The organism is Paenibacillus sp. J31R30, from assembly GCF_059692115.1.
This window is the reverse complement of record NZ_JCAUAV010000001.1, coordinates 527,805-546,519: the sequence shown is the minus strand read 5'-3', so window position 1 is coordinate 546,519 and position 18,715 is coordinate 527,805. Positions and strand designations below refer to the sequence as shown.

At 46.5% G+C, this 18,715-nt stretch carries 13 protein-coding genes; 1 reads left to right on the top strand and 12 read right to left on the bottom strand.

Annotation, left to right across the window (positions count from 1 at the left end; genetic code table 11):
• Window positions 1-94: 94 nt before the first annotated feature.
• The 6 genes from AC58QO_RS01780 to AC58QO_RS01755 are packed head-to-tail and all read right to left on the bottom strand — an operon-like array spanning window position 95 to window position 7,618.
• Window positions 95-1,240 (bottom strand): glycoside hydrolase family 88 protein, encoded by a 1,146-nt coding sequence (locus tag AC58QO_RS01780; RefSeq protein ID WP_497264363.1) that lies wholly within the window; start codon window positions 1,238-1,240, stop codon window positions 95-97.
• 2 nt (window positions 1,241-1,242) lie between these two features.
• Complete coding sequence (locus AC58QO_RS01775; protein ID WP_497263499.1) at window positions 1,243-2,373, bottom strand: glycoside hydrolase family 88 protein; 1,131 nt, start codon at window positions 2,371-2,373, stop codon at window positions 1,243-1,245.
• A 30-nt stretch (window positions 2,374-2,403) separates the two neighbouring features.
• On the bottom strand, window positions 2,404-4,179 hold the full coding sequence (locus tag AC58QO_RS01770; RefSeq protein WP_497263497.1) for a hypothetical protein: 1,776 nt from the start codon (window positions 4,177-4,179) through the stop codon (window positions 2,404-2,406).
• Window positions 4,180-4,203: 24 nt separating this feature from the next.
• Window positions 4,204-5,724 (bottom strand): type 2 periplasmic-binding domain-containing protein, encoded by a 1,521-nt coding sequence (locus tag AC58QO_RS01765; RefSeq protein ID WP_497263495.1) that lies wholly within the window; start codon window positions 5,722-5,724, stop codon window positions 4,204-4,206.
• Window positions 5,725-5,765: 41 nt separating this feature from the next.
• Window positions 5,766-6,644, bottom strand: coding sequence for a carbohydrate ABC transporter permease (locus AC58QO_RS01760; protein WP_497263493.1), 879 nt, complete (start codon window positions 6,642-6,644; stop codon window positions 5,766-5,768).
• A gap of 29 nt (window positions 6,645-6,673) precedes the next feature.
• The gene (locus AC58QO_RS01755; RefSeq protein WP_497264362.1) at window positions 6,674-7,618 is read right to left on the bottom strand and encodes an ABC transporter permease; all 945 of its coding nucleotides are present in this window, start codon (window positions 7,616-7,618) and stop codon (window positions 6,674-6,676) included.
• 292 nt (window positions 7,619-7,910) lie between these two features.
• Here AC58QO_RS01755 and AC58QO_RS01750 point away from each other — a divergent pair, with 292 nt between their 5' ends.
• Entirely contained in the window at window positions 7,911-10,256 is a 2,346-nt protein-coding gene (locus AC58QO_RS01750; RefSeq protein WP_497263491.1) for an AraC family transcriptional regulator, read from the top strand.
• Between the two features lie 71 nt (window positions 10,257-10,327).
• Here the strand turns inward: AC58QO_RS01750 and AC58QO_RS01745 are convergent, their stop codons facing one another.
• From AC58QO_RS01745 to AC58QO_RS01720, 6 genes are all read right to left on the bottom strand, one after another.
• The gene (locus AC58QO_RS01745) at window positions 10,328-12,496 is read right to left on the bottom strand and encodes a CBM96 family carbohydrate-binding protein (protein ID WP_497263489.1); all 2,169 of its coding nucleotides are present in this window, start codon (window positions 12,494-12,496) and stop codon (window positions 10,328-10,330) included.
• A gap of 238 nt (window positions 12,497-12,734) precedes the next feature.
• The gene (locus AC58QO_RS01740) at window positions 12,735-12,914 is read right to left on the bottom strand and encodes a hypothetical protein (protein ID WP_497263487.1); all 180 of its coding nucleotides are present in this window, start codon (window positions 12,912-12,914) and stop codon (window positions 12,735-12,737) included.
• 260 nt (window positions 12,915-13,174) lie between these two features.
• Window positions 13,175-13,993 carry a ChbG/HpnK family deacetylase gene (locus AC58QO_RS01735; protein ID WP_497263485.1) on the bottom strand — a complete coding sequence of 273 codons (819 nt, stop codon included), beginning with the start codon at window positions 13,991-13,993 and terminating at the stop codon, window positions 13,175-13,177.
• Window positions 13,950-16,346, bottom strand: a complete 2,397-nt coding sequence (locus AC58QO_RS01730; RefSeq protein ID WP_497263483.1) for an alpha-L-rhamnosidase-related protein — start codon at window positions 16,344-16,346, stop codon at window positions 13,950-13,952. Before AC58QO_RS01730 ends, AC58QO_RS01735 begins: the two co-directional genes overlap by 44 nt.
• A 20-nt stretch (window positions 16,347-16,366) precedes the next feature.
• Window positions 16,367-17,596, bottom strand: coding sequence for an MFS transporter (locus AC58QO_RS01725; RefSeq protein WP_497263481.1), 1,230 nt, complete (start codon window positions 17,594-17,596; stop codon window positions 16,367-16,369).
• A complete protein-coding gene (locus AC58QO_RS01720) occupies window positions 17,596-18,696 on the bottom strand; it encodes a Gfo/Idh/MocA family protein (protein WP_497263479.1) in 1,101 nt (366 codons plus the stop codon). Before AC58QO_RS01720 ends, AC58QO_RS01725 begins: the two co-directional genes overlap by 1 nt.
• Window positions 18,697-18,715 lie beyond the last annotated feature (19 nt).

Genomic DNA, 18,715 nt, shown 5'->3' with positions numbered 1-18,715 from the left:
TTCCATGCCTCCCAAAAAGCAACTCGCCAGAAGGTTATCTTCCGGCGAGTCTATGACCATCTAAGGTGTGCATTCGATTCATTGACCCTTTACGTTACCAAAAGATCTGCTCCTGCCCTCTCAGCTTGGCAAGTGCTTCAACAAAGAAATAATCGCCATAAATGAGCGGCAGGTTCACATACCTTCCCGAGTTGAAGTTAACGGTTCCCATTCGGATTAAGCCTTCTTCCTCGTCATCCTGCCATGTTCCATAATTCGCATAGAGTGATTTAACTATACGCGAAGCAGCATCCCTGAATAGCTGACTTTCAGAGGGATCAACCGCTTGGGCAATTTCCAGAAAACCGCTTGCAGCACAGGCTGCAGCTGAGGTATCCAAACCACGAGGGTTCGCTTCAGGCGCTCGGAAGTCCCAATGCGGCACATGATCTTCGGGCAGGTTAGCTATAAAGAAATGAGCAATGCGCTTCGCTGCCAGCAAGTATCGCTGCTCCTTCGTATACGTGTAGGTCAGAATCATGCCATGCAGCGCCCATGCTGCTCCACGAGACCAAGCGGAAGTTGGCGAGTAACCCTGCCCTCCTTTGACCTCAACCACGTTTCCCGTTTCCGGGTCAAATTGGACAATATGACGAACGGCGCCATCCGGATCAACGAAATGCTCCAGTACTGTATCCGCATGTGCCATCGCAATATGTGCGAATCTTGGATCATTCAACGTCTCCGATGCCCAGCATAGAAGCGGAAGATTCATCATCGTATCGATGATGGACCAGCCGGTCCGAATCGAGGTCGGTTTATCGTTCCAGGCACGGATGAATCTCCCACGGAGGTTGAACCTTCCTGCCAAATGGCTTGCAGCAACGAGCGCGCGCCGTTTGGATGGTTCGTTGCCCACGAGCTTATATTGGGCAACACTCGTCAAGCTCCAGAGAAATCCGGCGTCATGATCGAATTTATCAAATTCGCGCAGCGTTTCATCCATTAATTCTTCTGTATCTTCCGCAATCTTCCTTAGAGAGGCATCGCCGGTTTCTCTGTATAATAACCACAGAAGACCTGGCCAGAAGCCACCTGTCCACCAAGCAACAGGCATGGCATCATACGTACCTTCCTTGGAAGCATGAGGAAAGCTAACGCCAATCCGCTTACTTGTCTTGCCGATTTTATGAATAACCTGATCCCATGCATCATCCAACCAGTCACTTTGTTCCATCACAATTGGATCTTCCTGCATCATATCTACCACAGCACTTCCCTCTGGCCTTTCAGCTTGGTCAAAGCCTCCACAAAGAAGTAGTCGCCATAAATGATAGGAACATGATTCGGATACCGCTCCGATTTATAATAAATCGTTCCTTTGGTCACGAGCCCCTCTTCATCGCTGTCCCAAGCACCGTAATTTTCGTAAAGCGATTTTACGATACGTTCTCCCGCTTCTCTATAAAGGGAGGCCTCAAGCTCTGGAACCCAATTCGCAATTTCGAGAAGACCACTCGCTGCACAAGCTGCTGCGGATGTGTCCACACAGTCCTGTTCTTCCTTAGGAGCACGGAAATCCCAATAGGGTACATGATCTTCAGGCAATGCAGAAATGAAATAATGAGCAACCCGTTTCACAGCATCCAAATACCGCTGCTCTTTGGTATACCGATAGGAAAGAATAAGGCCATGAAGGGCCCAAGCATTACCTCTCGACCATGCAGAATCCTCCGAATAGCCTTGTCCCGCTCGAACGCTCACTCGTTCCCCTGTTTGGGGGTCAAAACAAACGATATGTCTCACCGAGCCATCCTCGCGAACAAATTCACGTACGACAGTGTCCGCATGTGCCATTGCGATGTAGGTAAATCTAGGATCATTGAGTGTCTCTGACGCCCAATAAAGGATTGGCAAATTCATGGTACAGTCAATGATTGCCCAGCCCGCGCGACTTTCCGTCGCACTGTCAGACCATGCACGTAGGAAGTTTCCTTTCAAGTTGAAGCGTCCAGCCAAATGGCTTGCTGCAATAAGACCGCGTCGTTTCGATTGCTCATTTCCCGTCAGTTTATGTTGGGCTACGGCTGATAAACTCCACATAAATCCAATATCATGACTTAACTGGTAAAAGTTTTCCAGGACACTATCCAGTTGATCTTCGCAGGAAGCGGCGTATGCCCTTAACTGTTCATCTCCCGTTTCTCTGTACATTAGCCATAACAATCCTGGCCAAAAGCCGCTAGTCCACCACTCTGCCTTCGCACTATCATACTTCCCGTTGACGGTAATATGAGGAAAGGTTGCACCGATCCTTCTACTTGTTTTACTTACTTTTTCAACCGTGCGCTCCCATGCCTCGTCAATCCAAGAATGTGTATGCTTAAGTGTCATTGTTATACTCTCCCTTTCCATGGATATCGACTACACTTTACTTAGCGTAACGCGGTATGAAGTCTTCTTTCCCTTAGTCGCATACATCAGTGAGCCGAGTTTGCCATTCCGAGACAATCCGGTTCGCTCCGTCCAAGCTAGTCCCTCGTCGGCAGCTTCAAGAATCGTCACCTGCTGCATTTCGTCACGAAGCTTCACTTGGGATTGACGATCTGAGACCTGAACCTCCGACTCATCCCGGCCGTCAAACAAAAGAATTGGAATTTCCTCATGGAAATTCATAGAGCCTTCATCTTCAACGGTTACACCGGTTTGATCCAAAGTAATCTTACGCTTCCAAATATTCACAGAGAGTCCGCCAATATACGTAAGCTGAGCTACAACCCGATCTGGATGCTCTTCTAGGATATCTACCATCACTTCATCCAGTTCGCCACGCGTCATATCGGCCGTACGCTGCCATTTCTCCCGGTAGAACGTGCTGATCGCATAAGAAATCGCACCATCCTCTGGATTCTTCTCGGTTGCAACCATATCCGCAGGGCCGATCGGCAGCGTCATTCCGCGCTTTTGAATACGAATGATCCCTGTAGGATTGTAGTTGCGTTCTCCCTTGGTTTGAATAACAGCGTAATAGCCGCCACCATTTAAAACGAGCTTTCGAAAATGGGGTTCAATCCATAGGGCATAACCGCCTGTTTCAGCAGGGCACGCTTTTTCAGGAATAGCCTCATCCGCTTGGGCATAGCACGAGGCTAGCATGAAGCCACATAGCAAGTTGTATTGGGAGTGGAAGGAGTAGCCTTCGTAACCGACACGCTCGCTTGGATCATACCAATTACGCACAATATTGAGCTCGCCTGTCGGTCTCACCCAGCGAGTAATGGAAGCAAGCGACAGCTTGGCTGCCCGTTTGAACGCACCTGCCATGGCTTGGTTCCCCAGCTTATGGTAGTGCTTCGCATACGCTTCAAACACATAGCACTGCTCGGCTTCGTTCCATTGATGCTGTGCACTGCGGCCACCGAGTAGAATTTCACCAGTCGGACTCTGCATGAACAAGGAAGTGATAGCCCCCTTAAGCGAAGCATCCTGAAGAAATGCCTTATGCCGTCCGTTATAACTATGATTCAGCATCATTTGAAAAAACAAACGAGAAAATAAATCGTATGACAAGGGGCCGTTCGGATCTACATACATGCCTAATTCGGTTACAAGCGGCACCTGAATATCGAGATTGGCATCAATCTCTTCCAGATTTCCGCCAAGTCCTTGCTCCAAGCGCATAACTTCTCCCGCATAAGCGACAACTGACCAGTTATGAAAAGCTTGACGATACGCCGTTTCCGACTTCACAAGGGCAAACATGTTCTTCCATTTTGCCGCCAAAGCTGGTTCAACGATCTCTTGCAGCCACGAAAAGGCATGAACAACCTGTGTTGTATAGAAATTCCCATGGTTATTGCAGGATGCGTTTCCTTGAATGAGACATTCCAGACTATACGTTAGGGCCCTGCAGGAGGGCTCTAGTAAGTCTGTTCTCCCCCGAAATTTCACCAACGCTGCAGTCGTCGCCGCAAAGCAAGGCGTGGAATACTGCCTTTCCCCGCCGATGACAGGATCTATGATCGCGCCTCTTTCATCCTGATGCGCTTTGAAGAATTCTACAATGCCTTGAACCAGATCCAAATACGTTTCACGATTTACGCTTATGTCGGAGCTCAGCTCCGTGGTTCCCTGCCGTGCTAGAAAATCAGTGAGCTTGGACTCAATATCCTCAAATGTAGTTACTTTAGAAGCCGCCACTTCCATCCACTCCTTCTCAAACGCTTACTTTTTACCCATTCTGACTTGGTAAGCTTCGTTAATCTCGGTCTCGATTTTCTTAAAGTTAGCATCGTTCTTCAGCTGATCGATATACGTGTCCCATGCCCCAATTTGTTCTTTACCCATAATGATTTTCACTTTCAGCGCAATCAGTTTTTTGGTATAGTCGGCTCCCAGTTTCTCATCCGTTACCGAGTACAACCCTTTACCGTAATCAGGGATACTTACTTTCGCGCGCTCATCAATAATTTTCTTGTTACGTTCAAAGGTTACCGCATCCATACCAACACGGTATGCACGGAAATATTTATCGTAGCTTTGATAAATTTGTCCAAAGGTTTGGGAAGATACCACATCTTTCGTTGCTTGCGGTGTCGCAATTTTAATGCCATTTTCATCTTTGTAATGGGTGTCCTTAATGCCATAGTTACCAAGTGTCGAACCTTCATCCGAAGCACCATAATCCATGAATTTCAAAATTTTCTTCAGCTTTGCTTCAGGCACCGTTTTGGGAATAGCGTACATTCCGAAGAATCCTGCATCTCTAAATGTCACTCCGTTAAGGGAGATCAACGGCAGCGTATCTGCTTCTTTGATGCCCAATTTTCTAAGGTCTTCTACATCCGGCCATGCCGCCTCAGGTGGACCATAGTACATGCCGCCTTTATTGGATTTCATCATAGAGGATGCCTGTGCCGATTTTAATACAGCGAAATCTTGCGGAATCAACTTCTCATTGTACGCTTTATTCAACCAGACAAGCGCCTCGCGGGTTCCAGGCAGAATGTTCTTATTGATCAGCTTTCCGTCTACCATGGCATACTCGCCGTTTGCTTTATTGAAAATGTTCTCCACCCATGCTAGTGTGTTCATGCTTGTTTCACTTGCAAGGCCGACCATTCCGACCGTATCTGCCTTACCATTGCCATCCGGATCCTTTTCCACAAATGCTTTAAGCACCGTATAAACCTCATCCATGTTGGTTGGTGCTTTCAAACCAAGCTTATCCAGCCAGTCTTTACGAACATAGGGGAAGCTGCCGCCTTCCGTAGGCCGTACACGTGGAATACCGAAATTTTTGCCATTAATTCGTGTGTAGATCCATGTATCTTCAGGGAATTTCATTAAATTCGGATAATCTTTCAAGAATGGTGTTACATCCCAAAAAGCACCTTGATTAACCATGGACGTAAACTGGGCTGAATTAATATTACTAATAAACATCAAGTCCGGAATGTCCCCAGATGCGAGCATCACGTTAGCCTTTTGCTCTGCTTCTGTGCTGATCCAAGAAATATTCAACTTCGTATTGCTGCGCTTCTCTATTTCTTTCTTAATGACATTGTCCTCGCCGGGAGGTTCAGAACCGAAGAACGTCGTGAAGATGCTAATATCTGTCGGCGTCAAATCTTCTGCTTTCGTAGTAGTTGAACCTTCTTTTGCTGAGTCCCCACATGCTGTAAGTATCGTCGATAAAACGAGAGTTGGAGCCAACATGGCTAGCATTGCTTTTTTCATTTTCATTTGATAACCGCCTCTTTATCTAATTTAGTTTACTTGCCACTTCATTCCTTGACTGAACCCACCATAGCCCCTTTGGCGAAATGCTTCTGCAAAAAAGGGTAAACGAGCATAATCGGCAATGTTGCAATAACGACGGCAGCCATCTTCAGTGTCTCAGCCGGAAGCCTAACTTCCTGCATCGCAGCTTGTCCCATCTCACCGCCACCAGCTGTTGAAGGATCCAGCAGCATGTTGCGTAAGAGGACTTGTAAGGGCAGCTTTTTAAAATCGTTGATATACATGACAGCATTGAAATACGTGTTCCAATAATGAACCGCATAGAACAAACCAAATGCAGCCAATGCGGGTAAAGAAAGTGGAAGTATGATACGCCACCAAACCCCGATGTCTGTACTTCCATCAATAATAGCAGCCTCTTCAAGCGAAACGGGAATGCTGTCAAAAAAGCCCTTCATCAAAAGCACATACCAGCCACTCGTCAAGCTTGGAATAATCAGAGACCAAATACTATTAATGAGTCCAAGCTCCCGAACTAATAAATATTGCGGAATTAATCCTGGGCTAAAAATCATCGTAATTAGAATCATCAGCATGATCCATCTGCGCCCCATTAACCTTTTTCGCGAAAGGCCGTAGGCCATGGCAGATGTGATAATGAGCGACATGATTGTACCCACAATGGCTAGAAAGCCACTGACACTCAGCGCTCGCGGAAACGCTTTCGTAGAAAGCAAGTATTGGTACGATTTAAAGCTCCACTCTGTTGGGAATAGAATGAGACCGCCTCTATAATATTCGGTTGGTTCTGTAAAAGAAAGAACGAATACGTAGTAGATGGGAAAGAGGCAAACGAGTCCAATAAGACCTAAGAAGATCATGTTTACGTTATCGAATATTTTATCTCCTAAACTGCGTTTCATACAGATAACCTCCTTTCTCGTAGATTCATTTAATAAACGCCTTCTTCGCCAGCTTTTTTAGCTATTTTATTAGCAAGAATAACAAGGATAAGCCCTACAATTGATTTAAAAAGTCCAATCGCTGTACTGTAGCTAAACTGTCCATGTTGGACACCCGCTCGATACACATACGTGTCAAATACATCCGCTACCGTGTTAACCGCTCCATTCATCATCAGGTAGATATGCTCGAAGCCGACATCCATAATATCACCTAATCGGATAATTAACAGGATCACAATCACATTTTTAATGGCTGGCAGGGTGACATGCCACATTTGACGCACCCGATTGGCTCCATCCATTTTGGCAGCCTCATATAATTGAGGATCTACCCCTGCAATCGCAGCAAGGAAGATAATTGTACCCCAGCCGCATTCCTTCCAAATGGTCTGACCCACAATTAATCCCCAGAAGATGTCTGGATTCGTAAGAAAGTCAAATTTGGCAAATCCAAAAGCATCCAACATCTTATTTACAATTCCTTCCGACTGGGAAAGCATAAGAAACGTTATGCCCGAAATAATAACCCAGGATAGGAAATGCGGCAAATAAACCACGGATTGTATGATCTTCTTGTAAGGCGCATGTCTTAGTTCATTTAATAAAAGGGAAAGCATAATGGGTAATGGGAAAAAGAAAAACAGCTTCAAAAACGAATTCGCCATGGTATTCCGAAATAATATCCAAAAATCAGCCGTCGAGAAGAAGCGCTCGAAATGTTCGAAGCCCACCCATTTACTTTTCAGTACACCCATGAATGGTGTGTAATCCTGAAAGGCAATGATGATGCCATACATTGGTACATATTTAAACACGATGAAATAAAGAAGACCAGGTAATACGAGTAGATACAAATATTTATCGCGTCGCAAATGCTGCCAGAACAATGACTTCTTCCTACGCTTGGGTTCCTGACGTGTGGCAGAAAACAAAGCAGAAAGCCTTTGATCAGTTGATTGACTCACTGTTGCTTGCCTCCTTTTCTATATTTTTTTCTTGCTGAACTCAGCGTACTCGCATACGAAATTTCCAACAACCCGACTTTTTTGCATGCATTTTATAGACCAAATCGATCAAACTGTCTGGTCAATAGTACTTTTTTGCATTAACACTTTTTTGCTGGGATCATTTAATTATTGACTCCCTCTTCCCTGTGCTAGATACTTAAACTATCCACGAAGTTAAGATTTTTTTGCACACTTATTTCCTAAATGAGGAGAACATATGCAAAACCACAGCACGAAAAAAAGTGTTCGATTTCACAGTTCTTTATATCGAAGAAGCTTGCTTCTTGTTCTGCTGATTACCTGTTTGCCCACGCTGCTCATCGGTATTGGCATTTATTATTTTGGGGTTTCTCGCATCGAGAAGGAAGTCAACCATACCAACCAAATACAGGTCACCCAAGCAACCAAAATATTAGACACTTATTTCGCACAAATGGAAACCCTTACAGTCAAATGGGCCTTCAATCCCGCCTTCGATGTGAATCTCAATCCGTCTAATATTAATCATGGATATGAAGACGTCTGGGAGCTATACAAGGCTCTTTCTACGATCAAAAGCTCTACCCCGATCATCGAGAAGGCTTTTCTCTATCTATCGGATAACAGCATGCTGATCTCCAGTGAAGATGGTATTACTTCAATGGAAGGCACACAGAACCAAACTGTATTTGCTTCTGTCATGAAGGCGGGACAAAGCTTGTTCTGGACGGATGAATTACCTCCACTCTCTGGACATGGTTTAGGTGTCGCTCTCATACAGAAGCTGCCACGCACCTCTGGGAAACCGGATGGTTCACTCATCATCTACTTAGACCAAAATAAGCTCGCCGAACTCATGAAGGGTGTCAGCAGTGAGAATCAAGTCAATTCCTTTCTGTATCATCAAGCAGGAGATTGGGTCTTATCCCTCAACAACGGTAAATGGGCTGACTCTAATCCCAAACAAAAGACCTTGTTGCTCAAAGCTCTAGAAGATCAAAAAAATATGGATGCTTTTACATTTCGTTCAAATGGAGAAAGCTATTCCTTATCCTATGAGAAGTTTAGCCGAACCAATTCACCATGGATCTACGTTACAGCGACATCACTAACTCAGTTAACGAAGCCAGCAACCTACCTATTCCGGCTAATTCTAGGCGTCAGTCTGATCGCTTTAACACTAGCGGCCATTCTATCCTTGCTTGCTTCTCGACAGCTATACGAACCCATCCAGAGGCTTGTAAGGGTGTTCGGAGGCGTTCTCGGTCCAACACCTGACCATCACGACGAAGTCGTTGTGATTGAGAACCGTTGGCGGCATTTGACAGCTGAATCACAATCCTTGAAGAAGCGCATTGACGAGCAGCTTCCCTATTTACGAGAAGGCTTTCTGCTCCAATTACTGCAGGGTCATTTACATGCGTTAACCGAGAAACAGCTTCAGGATCGCATGATTCGCTTAGGTTGGCATCCTGAAGACAAACGATACAACGTTCTGTTAGTACGCTTGCTAGGCTTGACCGAAAACAATCGCTTCCGAGAAGGGGATGAGCATCTTGTTTCGTTCTCCGCGTCCAACATTATCATCGAGCTGTTTGAACACAGAGCAGGTTTGGAAGGCTGTGTGATCAACTTTCAAAATATGACTGTCGGCCTGCTCGTGCTCGTCCCAGAGGAATGGGAGTCCGCACAGCTTCGTGGTGAACTCTATCGTTTAGCCGAAGAGATCCAAATAAAGATGACCCAATTACTGAAGTTAAATGTCACACAAGTGATTGGCAAATCGACGCTGTCCGTTCAGGAGGTCCCCGAAGCATTCGAAGAGGCTCAATATGCACTGGGGTACAGGGATCTGAACGATATGAATCAAATCATCGACATGGAAGATATTCTTCCTCCTACGAAACAAGGATTCTCTTACCCATTTGAGATCGAAAAAGAATTATTGCATGTCATTCGAATCGGTGATGAGATCGAAACAGATCGATTAATGACAAGCTTTGTTCAACATTTGGAGGATGAGGGTAAGGAAATCTATGTTCGTCAAGGTATGATGCAGCTTCTTGGCATTCTGCTTCATGCGCTTCTGAAGTGGGGGTATGGTTCCTATGAGATCAACGGGCTCTATGAACAATGGGCTCAGCTTCGAGAAACCAAAGTCATGCAGAAATGGATCGTCACCACCATCATTCGCCCCTACTGGGAAGAAGTCTCTGAGATTCGCAGCACCCAAGAGAAGAAAATCGAATTCTCCGTTGACCGCGTTTTGAACTTGCTTCAGGAACAATATGCCAATGACACGTTATCACTGGAATGGTGCTCTGATGCAATCGGCGTTAATCCTTACACGTTAAGCAAAGCATTTAAGCAACAGACTGGCGTTAATTTTATTGATTATTTAACAGATTTGCGTTTGGATAAATCTCGGCAGCTGTTAACAGATACCGATTTGAAAATAAATGATGTCGCTTGTCAGGTTGGCTATCAGCCTTCCTATTTCAATCGTATTTTCAAAAAGCGGGAAGGCATGACGCCGAGTCAGTATCGCAAGCGTCTAGAATCCAATGGATTATTGCATAGTTAATAAGCTCCTGCTAAGCAGATGATTTCTGCGTAGCAGGAGCTCTTTTTGTTCATCTTCGTCAGAAATTTTTACTAGTACCACAGCTCCAAATAAGGTCTGCCTGAGCTTGCTTCGCTTGTATTCAATAACGCGTGTCTGGCATCGTCTGCATCATCTCCGCTGAACCGACTCTCTCTAATCAGAGCGAAGCTTACAGCGCTGTCTGGATGCTTCTTGATGAATTCCGTGACATCCATGCGAGCAATTTGATCGATATTATCAACCGTTAGATGACCAACCGGAAATGCGCTCGAACCAACGCCCGTAATTTGAGATGAACCTGGATCTAAATTCGGTGCATTGTTCCATGTAATGGAGGATTCGCTCCAGCTGTCATTCGTTAATCCATATACGTGAAAACTTAGATCTGCGGAATCAATGGCATTTTTCCCAGATACCCTGAGAATCGCACGTTTAACGCCGGAAAGGTTAATCCCTGTTGTATTGAATTTGACATAACTAACGCGATTGTTCGTCGTTGCATTCGAATCTCTCTTGACTCGCATGACCATATCGCTGCCAAAATTGGTGTTAGCTGCCGTTCCTCCTTGCACCTGCGCATCTTCAAAAGCTGTCAGTTTATTCTCTGTCAACACGGGCCCTTTCGGAATCGTAATCAACCAAACACTCTGCTTCGGTTGCGTTAAAGTGAACGTTCTAGAAACTGGCATATTAACCAATTGGGTAACTTCGCCCGTGTGATTCTGACTTACCTCTTCAACAGACATGACCGTGTCTGTATAAATGCCCAAGCCATTCAAATTAAAAGTTACATCGTAATTATTCGTTGCATTTGGATTGATAGCTAGCATGTAATAGTTCCCTGAAATGGGATCATAGGACGTGTACGCCGCATAATCACTATAGGCGGAATTCGAAATCGTCTTATACCGGTCACGCGCATCTTTGAACCCTTTGGCTGCTAAGCGGACGACTTCTGCCGATTTCTTCACACCACCGATTTGATACGGAGCCGTATTGGAAACATAATTGAACCCTGTCCCCTGCCAACCATACGTATCCGAATACGTATTGCTAAATTTAAAGGCAAGTAACCCCTTGGCACCCGCTAAGATCGATTTGCCATAAATGAGTCCCAGATCGGCAGCTGTTTGCGCATTTTCCAAATTATAACTAGGATTCGCAGTGAACGTACTCGTATTGTAACGATTAAACTCGGTATAGTAGATCGGAAGCGCGATGCCTGTCGGCGAGAACTGCTGCATTCTCGTATTTATCATATTAATCTCATTGTAAAAATCATTGCCAACATTTCCGTACTTATGCGTCCCAAAGATATTGAAAATATCATAATTGACGGTGTTGCCTTTGTAATCTTTGCGGATATTCATCATCGCCTTCTGACCCCATCCATAGGTGTCATCACGTGTATCCGAGTCTGGGTCAGCTACCATATGATAGTCACCTGTTGAGCTTTGGGCGTGAGTAAGGACAGGAGCGCTGATCTGTGGCGTTAAGCTTTTACCATAGCTCGCATTCACGTCAGCCAAGGCAGAACGAATCGCATCCGATCCGAATTGGAGCATTGTAATATAGGTATCCTGACTAACGGTGATATTGTCACCATGATCGGGTTCGTTGAACATTTCGTACATTTGAACATCGTACGTTTTGGCCAGATAGTAGGCCATTGCATACTCGTATTGCCATAGCTCCCACCGATCCTGCCAATTGCCTGAACCAGTCCACAAATTCGGATGAAGCACAACCATCGTGGCAATATTGCGCTGTTTCAGTTCGCCAAGCGCATAATTTAAGTTCGTTTTATTCCGTCCTGCTTGGATATAGTTTGCGAAGCGATCGGTGAAATAGGTCCAATTTATGTAGGTTTCGCTCAATGGATTGGCCCGTAAAGCGGCTTTGCGAGACTCGAAAGAAGTGAGATCCGTTACGCCATCACCATAAGGAGCAATGTCATCAACTGGCTCATATTCATTCATCGGTGCCCAGACCCGGAAGGAATTCACACCCGAATAATCCACCCAAGCGGACGTATTACTTCCCGGGAAATAATGGCCTTGATTGTAGCCGATATGTAAGGGCGTTGTACCTGCAACTTCGTTGGAGACGGTCACTTCTGCACCTGCTGCGTGGACAGTTAATCCTCCCACTCCTACTGAGCCAGCAAGACCACCGACGAATACACAGACTGATAATAGTGCTTTCAATTTTCTCGACATGCCATTCCATCCTCCTCAAATTTGAAATCAAAGTAGATTGCCGCCAATCAGTTAGGTGATAGGATGACAACTGATACATCATTTGGCATAGGCCCATCAGGATGATTAGGCTCATTCCAGCAAGTAATATATTCCAGCTTGCTGTATTTGTTCTTCATATTTTTTATTCCTTGATAAAGGACATCCTCAAATTTGACTGCATCCCAATTCGCTCCAGACAAACTCGCAGGCGCAGACTTTATGGGCATAAGGATCGAATCCGCGTACAGCTCGCAAGGTTGTAATAGTTCGGCTTTACAACGGATATATCCACCCCGACATTTGCCACAGTAGCCGCACTTGCAGTGCCTACACTGCCAAAGAGCAAAGACAAGCCCAAAGAAATTCCTAAGATTTTTTGGTATACGCGATTTCTCATCAATTTAACTGCTCCTTTCAAATCTGAAATTAACCTCGTCATATTGCTCGAAATTCCTTCGCCCCTACCCTTCAAACGAGTCGCAAACCCTCCTCTTCATGTTAACGCTTTCATTTCCATTGTATAAATATTCGTGCGATTTCTGAAAGTAATAATCTTGTCTTTTCTGATAATAATTTTACATCTACCGAATCAGATTTATAGTGAAGAATACAAAACGCCTGATGACTTGTAGTCACCAGACGTTTACTAATCACGAGCTATTTCAACCAATCAGGTTGAATCTCGTCATATCGAATAGGCTGAATGCCATGCTCGGAGCAATATTGCATAAGGCGATTGCTCAGTAACAGCTCCCGATCCCAATTACGGTCAAAAGCCACCTTCTCCCAAGGAGAACGTTGATTGCCGAGCAGGCGCATATCTTCATAGTTGTAGGCAGGATGACTCACCCATGTGTAGCAACCGGATTCGACACACTCGAGAGACGCTATATGATTGTCTACTCTATCTGAACCTTCCCCGAACTTGGGTAAGCGACGGTCCATCCAGCGAAAATAAAATAACCCCTCTTGCCGGCACCAAGCCGCCAACGCCTCGGTAAAACCTTCAATGACAAGTCCGAATTGCATATGCTCATCTACATAGGAAATTCGAAAACCTAACTCTCGAAGTCGGTCATACTGTGACTGCACTTCCATCATGGCTTCCTCCAATTGTGGATGATTGGCTTGAAGCAATGCCGTTGTCGGGTAAAAGTAACCATCACCGTCAATCAGAGAGGCAACATGCTCTTTGGGCTGAATCGCTCCCCATTTCAACTGATCCCACTCGGAATTAAAGGTTAAATGAAGGCCAAAGCATATTTCGTCATGACCTGCGAACATCTTAGCAGCTTCCTCTATAGCGGGTCCATTCGCCATTAGTGAAACGTTTTTTAGAATCCCTCTGTGACAAGCCTCAAGGAGGGCTTCATTCGTAGATCGATTAAGTCCACAATCGTCCCCGCGTGTAATCAAATAAACCTGCTTCTGCTTATTCATCCATGCGGCACCATATTTCATAAGATTGACAATCATCTACCATGATTTCCGTCCCGTTTGGCAGTTGGAGCTGGATAGGTATTCCCGAAGGTGCTGACAGCTGTATTTTAAAATGGATATCCCTTTCAATGCTCCATTCCACTTTTACAGGCCCTTTTACCGTTGGCACTGTTCCTTTAGCCCATTGCAAGCCCTCGATTTGGGGTGCAATTCTGATTTTATTGAAGCCAGGCTCGAGGGGTTGCACACCAAGCACCATCATGGCATATTCAGATAGCGGCAACGCGCTCCAAGCATGGCAGTCGCTTCGCGGAGATTTATGATCAATCTCCGGAAGTGTCGTCAAATGCTGACCAAGGAATGTTCTCCAACGATCCCATTGCTGGTGGGTGTGTTGGTACAATCCGGTCATTTCCAAAGCTCGGAATAATTGAAATGACATAGGCGTGGATACCTTATCCAACGTTTTGTCGTCCAGCATGCGGAGCATCAGATCACGAGCTTCTCCGTCTTTAACCGCACCTGATAAGACCGCCCATACCTGCACATGCTGGCTGGTTTTCTCCGTGTGCGGTATATCGACAAAGATCTTACGCTCATGCGACCAGCAATTGTTGCGAACAGCCGCATTGACTCGCTCCTGCTTTTCGAGGCATTCCCTTGCCGCATCTCGCCAACCCGTCCATTCGTAAAGCTTTGCCGCTCTTTCAAGCGCTGCCGCGTACATGAGACTTAGGATCGTAAGCGGCGGATTTTCTCTACCTGCAGGGGAGCCGGAAGTCCAGTCCTTCACATTATCGATGTAGGCCCAGTACTTGTCTGGCGTTGGCCCTACATATCCTTCAGGCGTGAGCAGGTTATCAAACCATTGCAGCAGATCAGACATCGTCGCCCGATACGACTGAATTAGCTCTAGATCCCCGAAATACATATAATGCTCATACAGCATATGAATCCAATATAGCGAAAATGAAGGAATCACTCGCGGCTCCATGGACGGATACCGGCATTGCAGCATGCCTGACGGCAGTCTCGAGCTATGGAAATCGAACATCGCACGCCTAGGCAGACGATCATCTGTCGACAACTGATAGGTATACATCATTTGCAGCCTGGTATCCATGATATACTGCAGCTGCTCATAGTAAGGGCAATCCTCATAAGTCTCGTGCATACATCTTTGTAGCGTATTAAGACTTATTTCCCATATTTGATTCAGCTCTGGATCCGAACAGGCGAATGCCCCTTCTATTTCAAGAGGGTACCCCGTATCCCTGAACGTAAACCCAGTTAATTGAATTGGCGATTCTCCTGCATTCACTTCAAGCCGAACGAAACGTGCTGTGCGAAATGTAAACGGTTCATAAATCTCAGGACTCTGCTCCGTTCCAACTCCAGCCACCGTATACTGATCGTATTCGCCGAGCAGGCAGCCACCTTCGGCTTGATCGCGAATTGCTTTTTCCCTTTTGCCAGAAATCGACGGTATCGGTTCATAGCATTCTGCGCACAGGAGGCGGATTTGGCTTCCTGCGCCACCCGTCATCGAAAGCTGAATATAGCCGGTTGCTAGCATGCCAGCATCGACTTCCGCCCACACCTTACCTCCAGCCGGCACGGTTAAGACATCCAAGTCTTCAATCAGTCGTTGAACCTTGCCTGCTTCGATCCCTTCGACCCGTACAAGTTTTGCCCAGTCGGTTTCCGTCTCATAGAGTGGAGGAATTGGCCTTGATTTCAAATTCCAAGGCTGGAACAACCCCCAATTATCCCTCGTAGCCATAAAGGCTACAGCTGATTTCCAGTCACCGTCATCATAGTCAATCTGTTGCCAGCCGTGTGGTATGTACTGGCCTTCTACACGCTCCAGTCCTCCAAGCCACGAAGTTACCTTCGTAGCCTCTAGATGGAAGCCCTGATCCTCCATGCATTTCCATTGGTGGTCTGTATGCAGCGAAGTTACGAGGGATCCATCCCTCTTCACCAATGCCCCATCCAACCAGAAACCGCCTAACTCGGCACGGGTTACAGACATTGGACCCGCTTTGCCCTCGCCATGCCACGGGGAAGCGTAGTAATAATGCAGGACCTTTGCTGCCAGCACGTTTTTCCCTGGTTTAAGCTGATCGGTCAGATCAACCGTTTCATAATAATGATTCCAAATATCCCCTTTACAAGGACCGACTGACACCGACTCTCCATTCAAATAAAGACGGTATCGGCTATCCGCAGAGACATGTACGATGAGTCTCGCATCAGAAGCATCCTCAACGTCGAAATCGCGTCGGAAATAGACGAGTTCATGGTCTCTGATAGAGCTGCTTCGTTCCATTCCATCGGTCCAGATCCACTTGCCCTGCCAACGCTTGCTTTCTTCCATATAAGCCATGGTGTAATCTTACCTCCTCATTAGTGTGGATTCAGCAAATTGCGCTGCTCCCGTCGATGCATCACAGACATGTACCAGAACATTAGGGCCGCAACAAGGGCTAACAACGAACCAATCGAATACAGCGTATTGAAGCTAAAACGATCTATGATCCAGCCACCACCGTTGCTGGCTAGCAAACTCGACAAATTGAATGAGATTAAGGCAAGCATCGTCTGTCCCGTCGTTTTCAAACTATCTGGTGACATCTCATAAATAAAATTAATGCTGGCTGCCGTATACAGGCCGAATGTAATGCCGTGCAGCATTTGACTTGCTAAGAGCAAACTAAATGTCGGCTCCAATGAAATCACGAACCAGCGCAAGGATGCCGCGATGGCACATAACGCAAGGATATGAAAATAGCCAAATCGTTTCAGCAGGTAGCCAGATAAAATCATGAATGGCAGCTCACATATCGCCGATACGGTATTGAGCAAGCCAATATTTTGAGCAACTTCGCCGCCAAGCTTGCCTACCAGCATCGGGAAAAATACGGCGTAGAAGCTGCTCGCGATACCAAGCAGGAGCGAGCACAATAGAAATAGTAATATATAGCGATTTATGATCAACTCGCGAAATCCAGCAGCCATCGCTTTCGGCTTGGCCTGACCGGAATCTGCCGGTTTGACGAGCAGCAATGCGGCAAACGAGAGCGCCATCGTCATCATATGGATGACAAACATCGTATTCATGCCAAACTTGTTGTACATGATCCCAAGAGGCGTAACCGCGAGCGCGAAGCTGATCGAGCCCAGTACACGGATGTTGCCGTAGCTTTGACCGTTCGCTTTGGCGTGGCTTACTGTAAGCTGCTCCATATTCGGCCTCACGGCCGAGAACAAGAAGGTGTACAACGCGGACACAATGATATACATGTAAAAGTGATCCCCAGCCAGCAGGTAACCGAACGCGACTAGGGGAGTTAGCAAAAGACTCGACAAGAGAAGTCTCTTGCCGATGCCGAAGCGATCGCTTAGCAGTCCCCATACCGGCTGTGCCGCAAGTCCGATCAACGGACCAAGCGAATACAAGAAGCCGATCTGGCTATTGCTTAACCCCTGTTGGGAAAACCAATAGCTCAGAAAGGGCTGGTAGGAAGCAATCGCAATGTAGTACATCCAAATATATACGTGCATGGAATACTTCGTAAGGTTGGTGTTTATTGACGCTGGCGCTGCCATTCCTTGCTTTTCAAGTTTAGATTCCATTAGATATGGATCATCGTAGATTTGGATTCGGCGAGGATTTCGTCCGCTCCAACTTCTCGACCCAACCGATCGGACATATAAATCCCTTCACTGATCAGCATCGTCTGCAAAGCGAGCTGTGCCGTCGGAAGCAGCGGTACGCGACCCTGCAGCGCTGCGATCCAGTGATTCTGGGAGGAATCGTAAGCATCCTCATTCTCAAATAGCTTGTGACGGCGGAAATCCATCGCGTCCAGCTTCACGGTAGAATCGATCTCCAAATCGCTGAGCGTCGTATGATAGCTAAACGGCGACAGTCGAATTCCACCTTGTGAGCCTACGATGCTGCTGCCCTCGAATTCGTTCATATGAATCGCCCAAGCCTCGATAATATCGAGGGAGGCACCACCAGCGAACTTGACGAACCCAAGACCTAGCTCTTCCACATTGTAGCCGCTCTCCTCGCGACGTTTCGGATCCATGTCGGTTTCCTGATAAATTTTGCCGCTCACCCGCTCCACCTTAGGTTGGCCAAGCAGATAGAGCATTTGTGAAATATGGTAGATTCCCATATCGAACAACGCTCCGCCAGCGGATTCCTGTTTACGCACGAACGTCGGCGTACCGTAGCCGTCGACGTAAGGACGACCGCGACGCCGATATCCCGTCGATCGGGCATGATATAGCCGGCCCAGCTTGCCGTCTTCGATGAGCAGCTTGGCTGCCTTCGTTTCCTTCGTGTACAGCTGTCCGAGCTGCACGTGAAGCATGCGGTCCGTGTCGTTCGCAGCCTGAAGCATCTTGACGCCGTCCGTGTAGGAGCCAGCGATCGGCTTCTCACAGTAGACATGCTTGCCCGCTTCTAGTGCGGCTATGGTTACGGCTGCATGGTAGTTGTTATGCAGACATACGTCGACAGCATCAAGATCATCGCGCTCCAGCAATTTACGGAAATCGGTATATTGGTTCGGGATTTGGTTTGCCAAGCAAACGCGATCCAGTTCTGCCTCATTAATATCGCAGGCTGCGACGATTTCCGCATCCGCGATTTCTGCATATCTCTTCAGGTGACCTTTGGCGATTTGTCCAACGCCGATCATACCGATTCTCATTTTTCCCATGATGGTTAATCTCCTTTAG

What these genes read in the sequence shown, in the direction of transcription:
- AC58QO_RS01780 (WP_497264363.1), bottom strand. Translation starts at nt 1,240, where the DNA reads ATGATGCAGGAAGATCCAATTGTGATGGAACAAAGTGACTGGTTGGAT.
- AC58QO_RS01775 (WP_497263499.1), bottom strand. Translation starts at nt 2,373, where the DNA reads ATGACACTTAAGCATACACATTCTTGGATTGACGAGGCATGGGAGCGC.
- AC58QO_RS01765 (WP_497263495.1), bottom strand. Translation starts at nt 5,724, where the DNA reads ATGAAAATGAAAAAAGCAATGCTAGCCATGTTGGCTCCAACTCTCGTT.
- AC58QO_RS01760 (WP_497263493.1), bottom strand. Translation starts at nt 6,644, where the DNA reads ATGAAACGCAGTTTAGGAGATAAAATATTCGATAACGTAAACATGATC.
- AC58QO_RS01750 (WP_497263491.1), top strand. Translation starts at nt 7,911, where the DNA reads ATGCAAAACCACAGCACGAAAAAAAGTGTTCGATTTCACAGTTCTTTA.
- AC58QO_RS01745 (WP_497263489.1), bottom strand. Translation starts at nt 12,496, where the DNA reads ATGTCGAGAAAATTGAAAGCACTATTATCAGTCTGTGTATTCGTCGGT.
- AC58QO_RS01740 (WP_497263487.1), bottom strand. Translation starts at nt 12,914, where the DNA reads ATGAGAAATCGCGTATACCAAAAAATCTTAGGAATTTCTTTGGGCTTG.
- AC58QO_RS01735 (WP_497263485.1), bottom strand. Translation starts at nt 13,993, where the DNA reads ATGATTGTCAATCTTATGAAATATGGTGCCGCATGGATGAATAAGCAG.
- AC58QO_RS01730 (WP_497263483.1), bottom strand. Translation starts at nt 16,346, where the DNA reads ATGGCTTATATGGAAGAAAGCAAGCGTTGGCAGGGCAAGTGGATCTGG.
- AC58QO_RS01725 (WP_497263481.1), bottom strand. Translation starts at nt 17,596, where the DNA reads ATGGAATCTAAACTTGAAAAGCAAGGAATGGCAGCGCCAGCGTCAATA.
- AC58QO_RS01720 (WP_497263479.1), bottom strand. Translation starts at nt 18,696, where the DNA reads ATGGGAAAAATGAGAATCGGTATGATCGGCGTTGGACAAATCGCCAAA.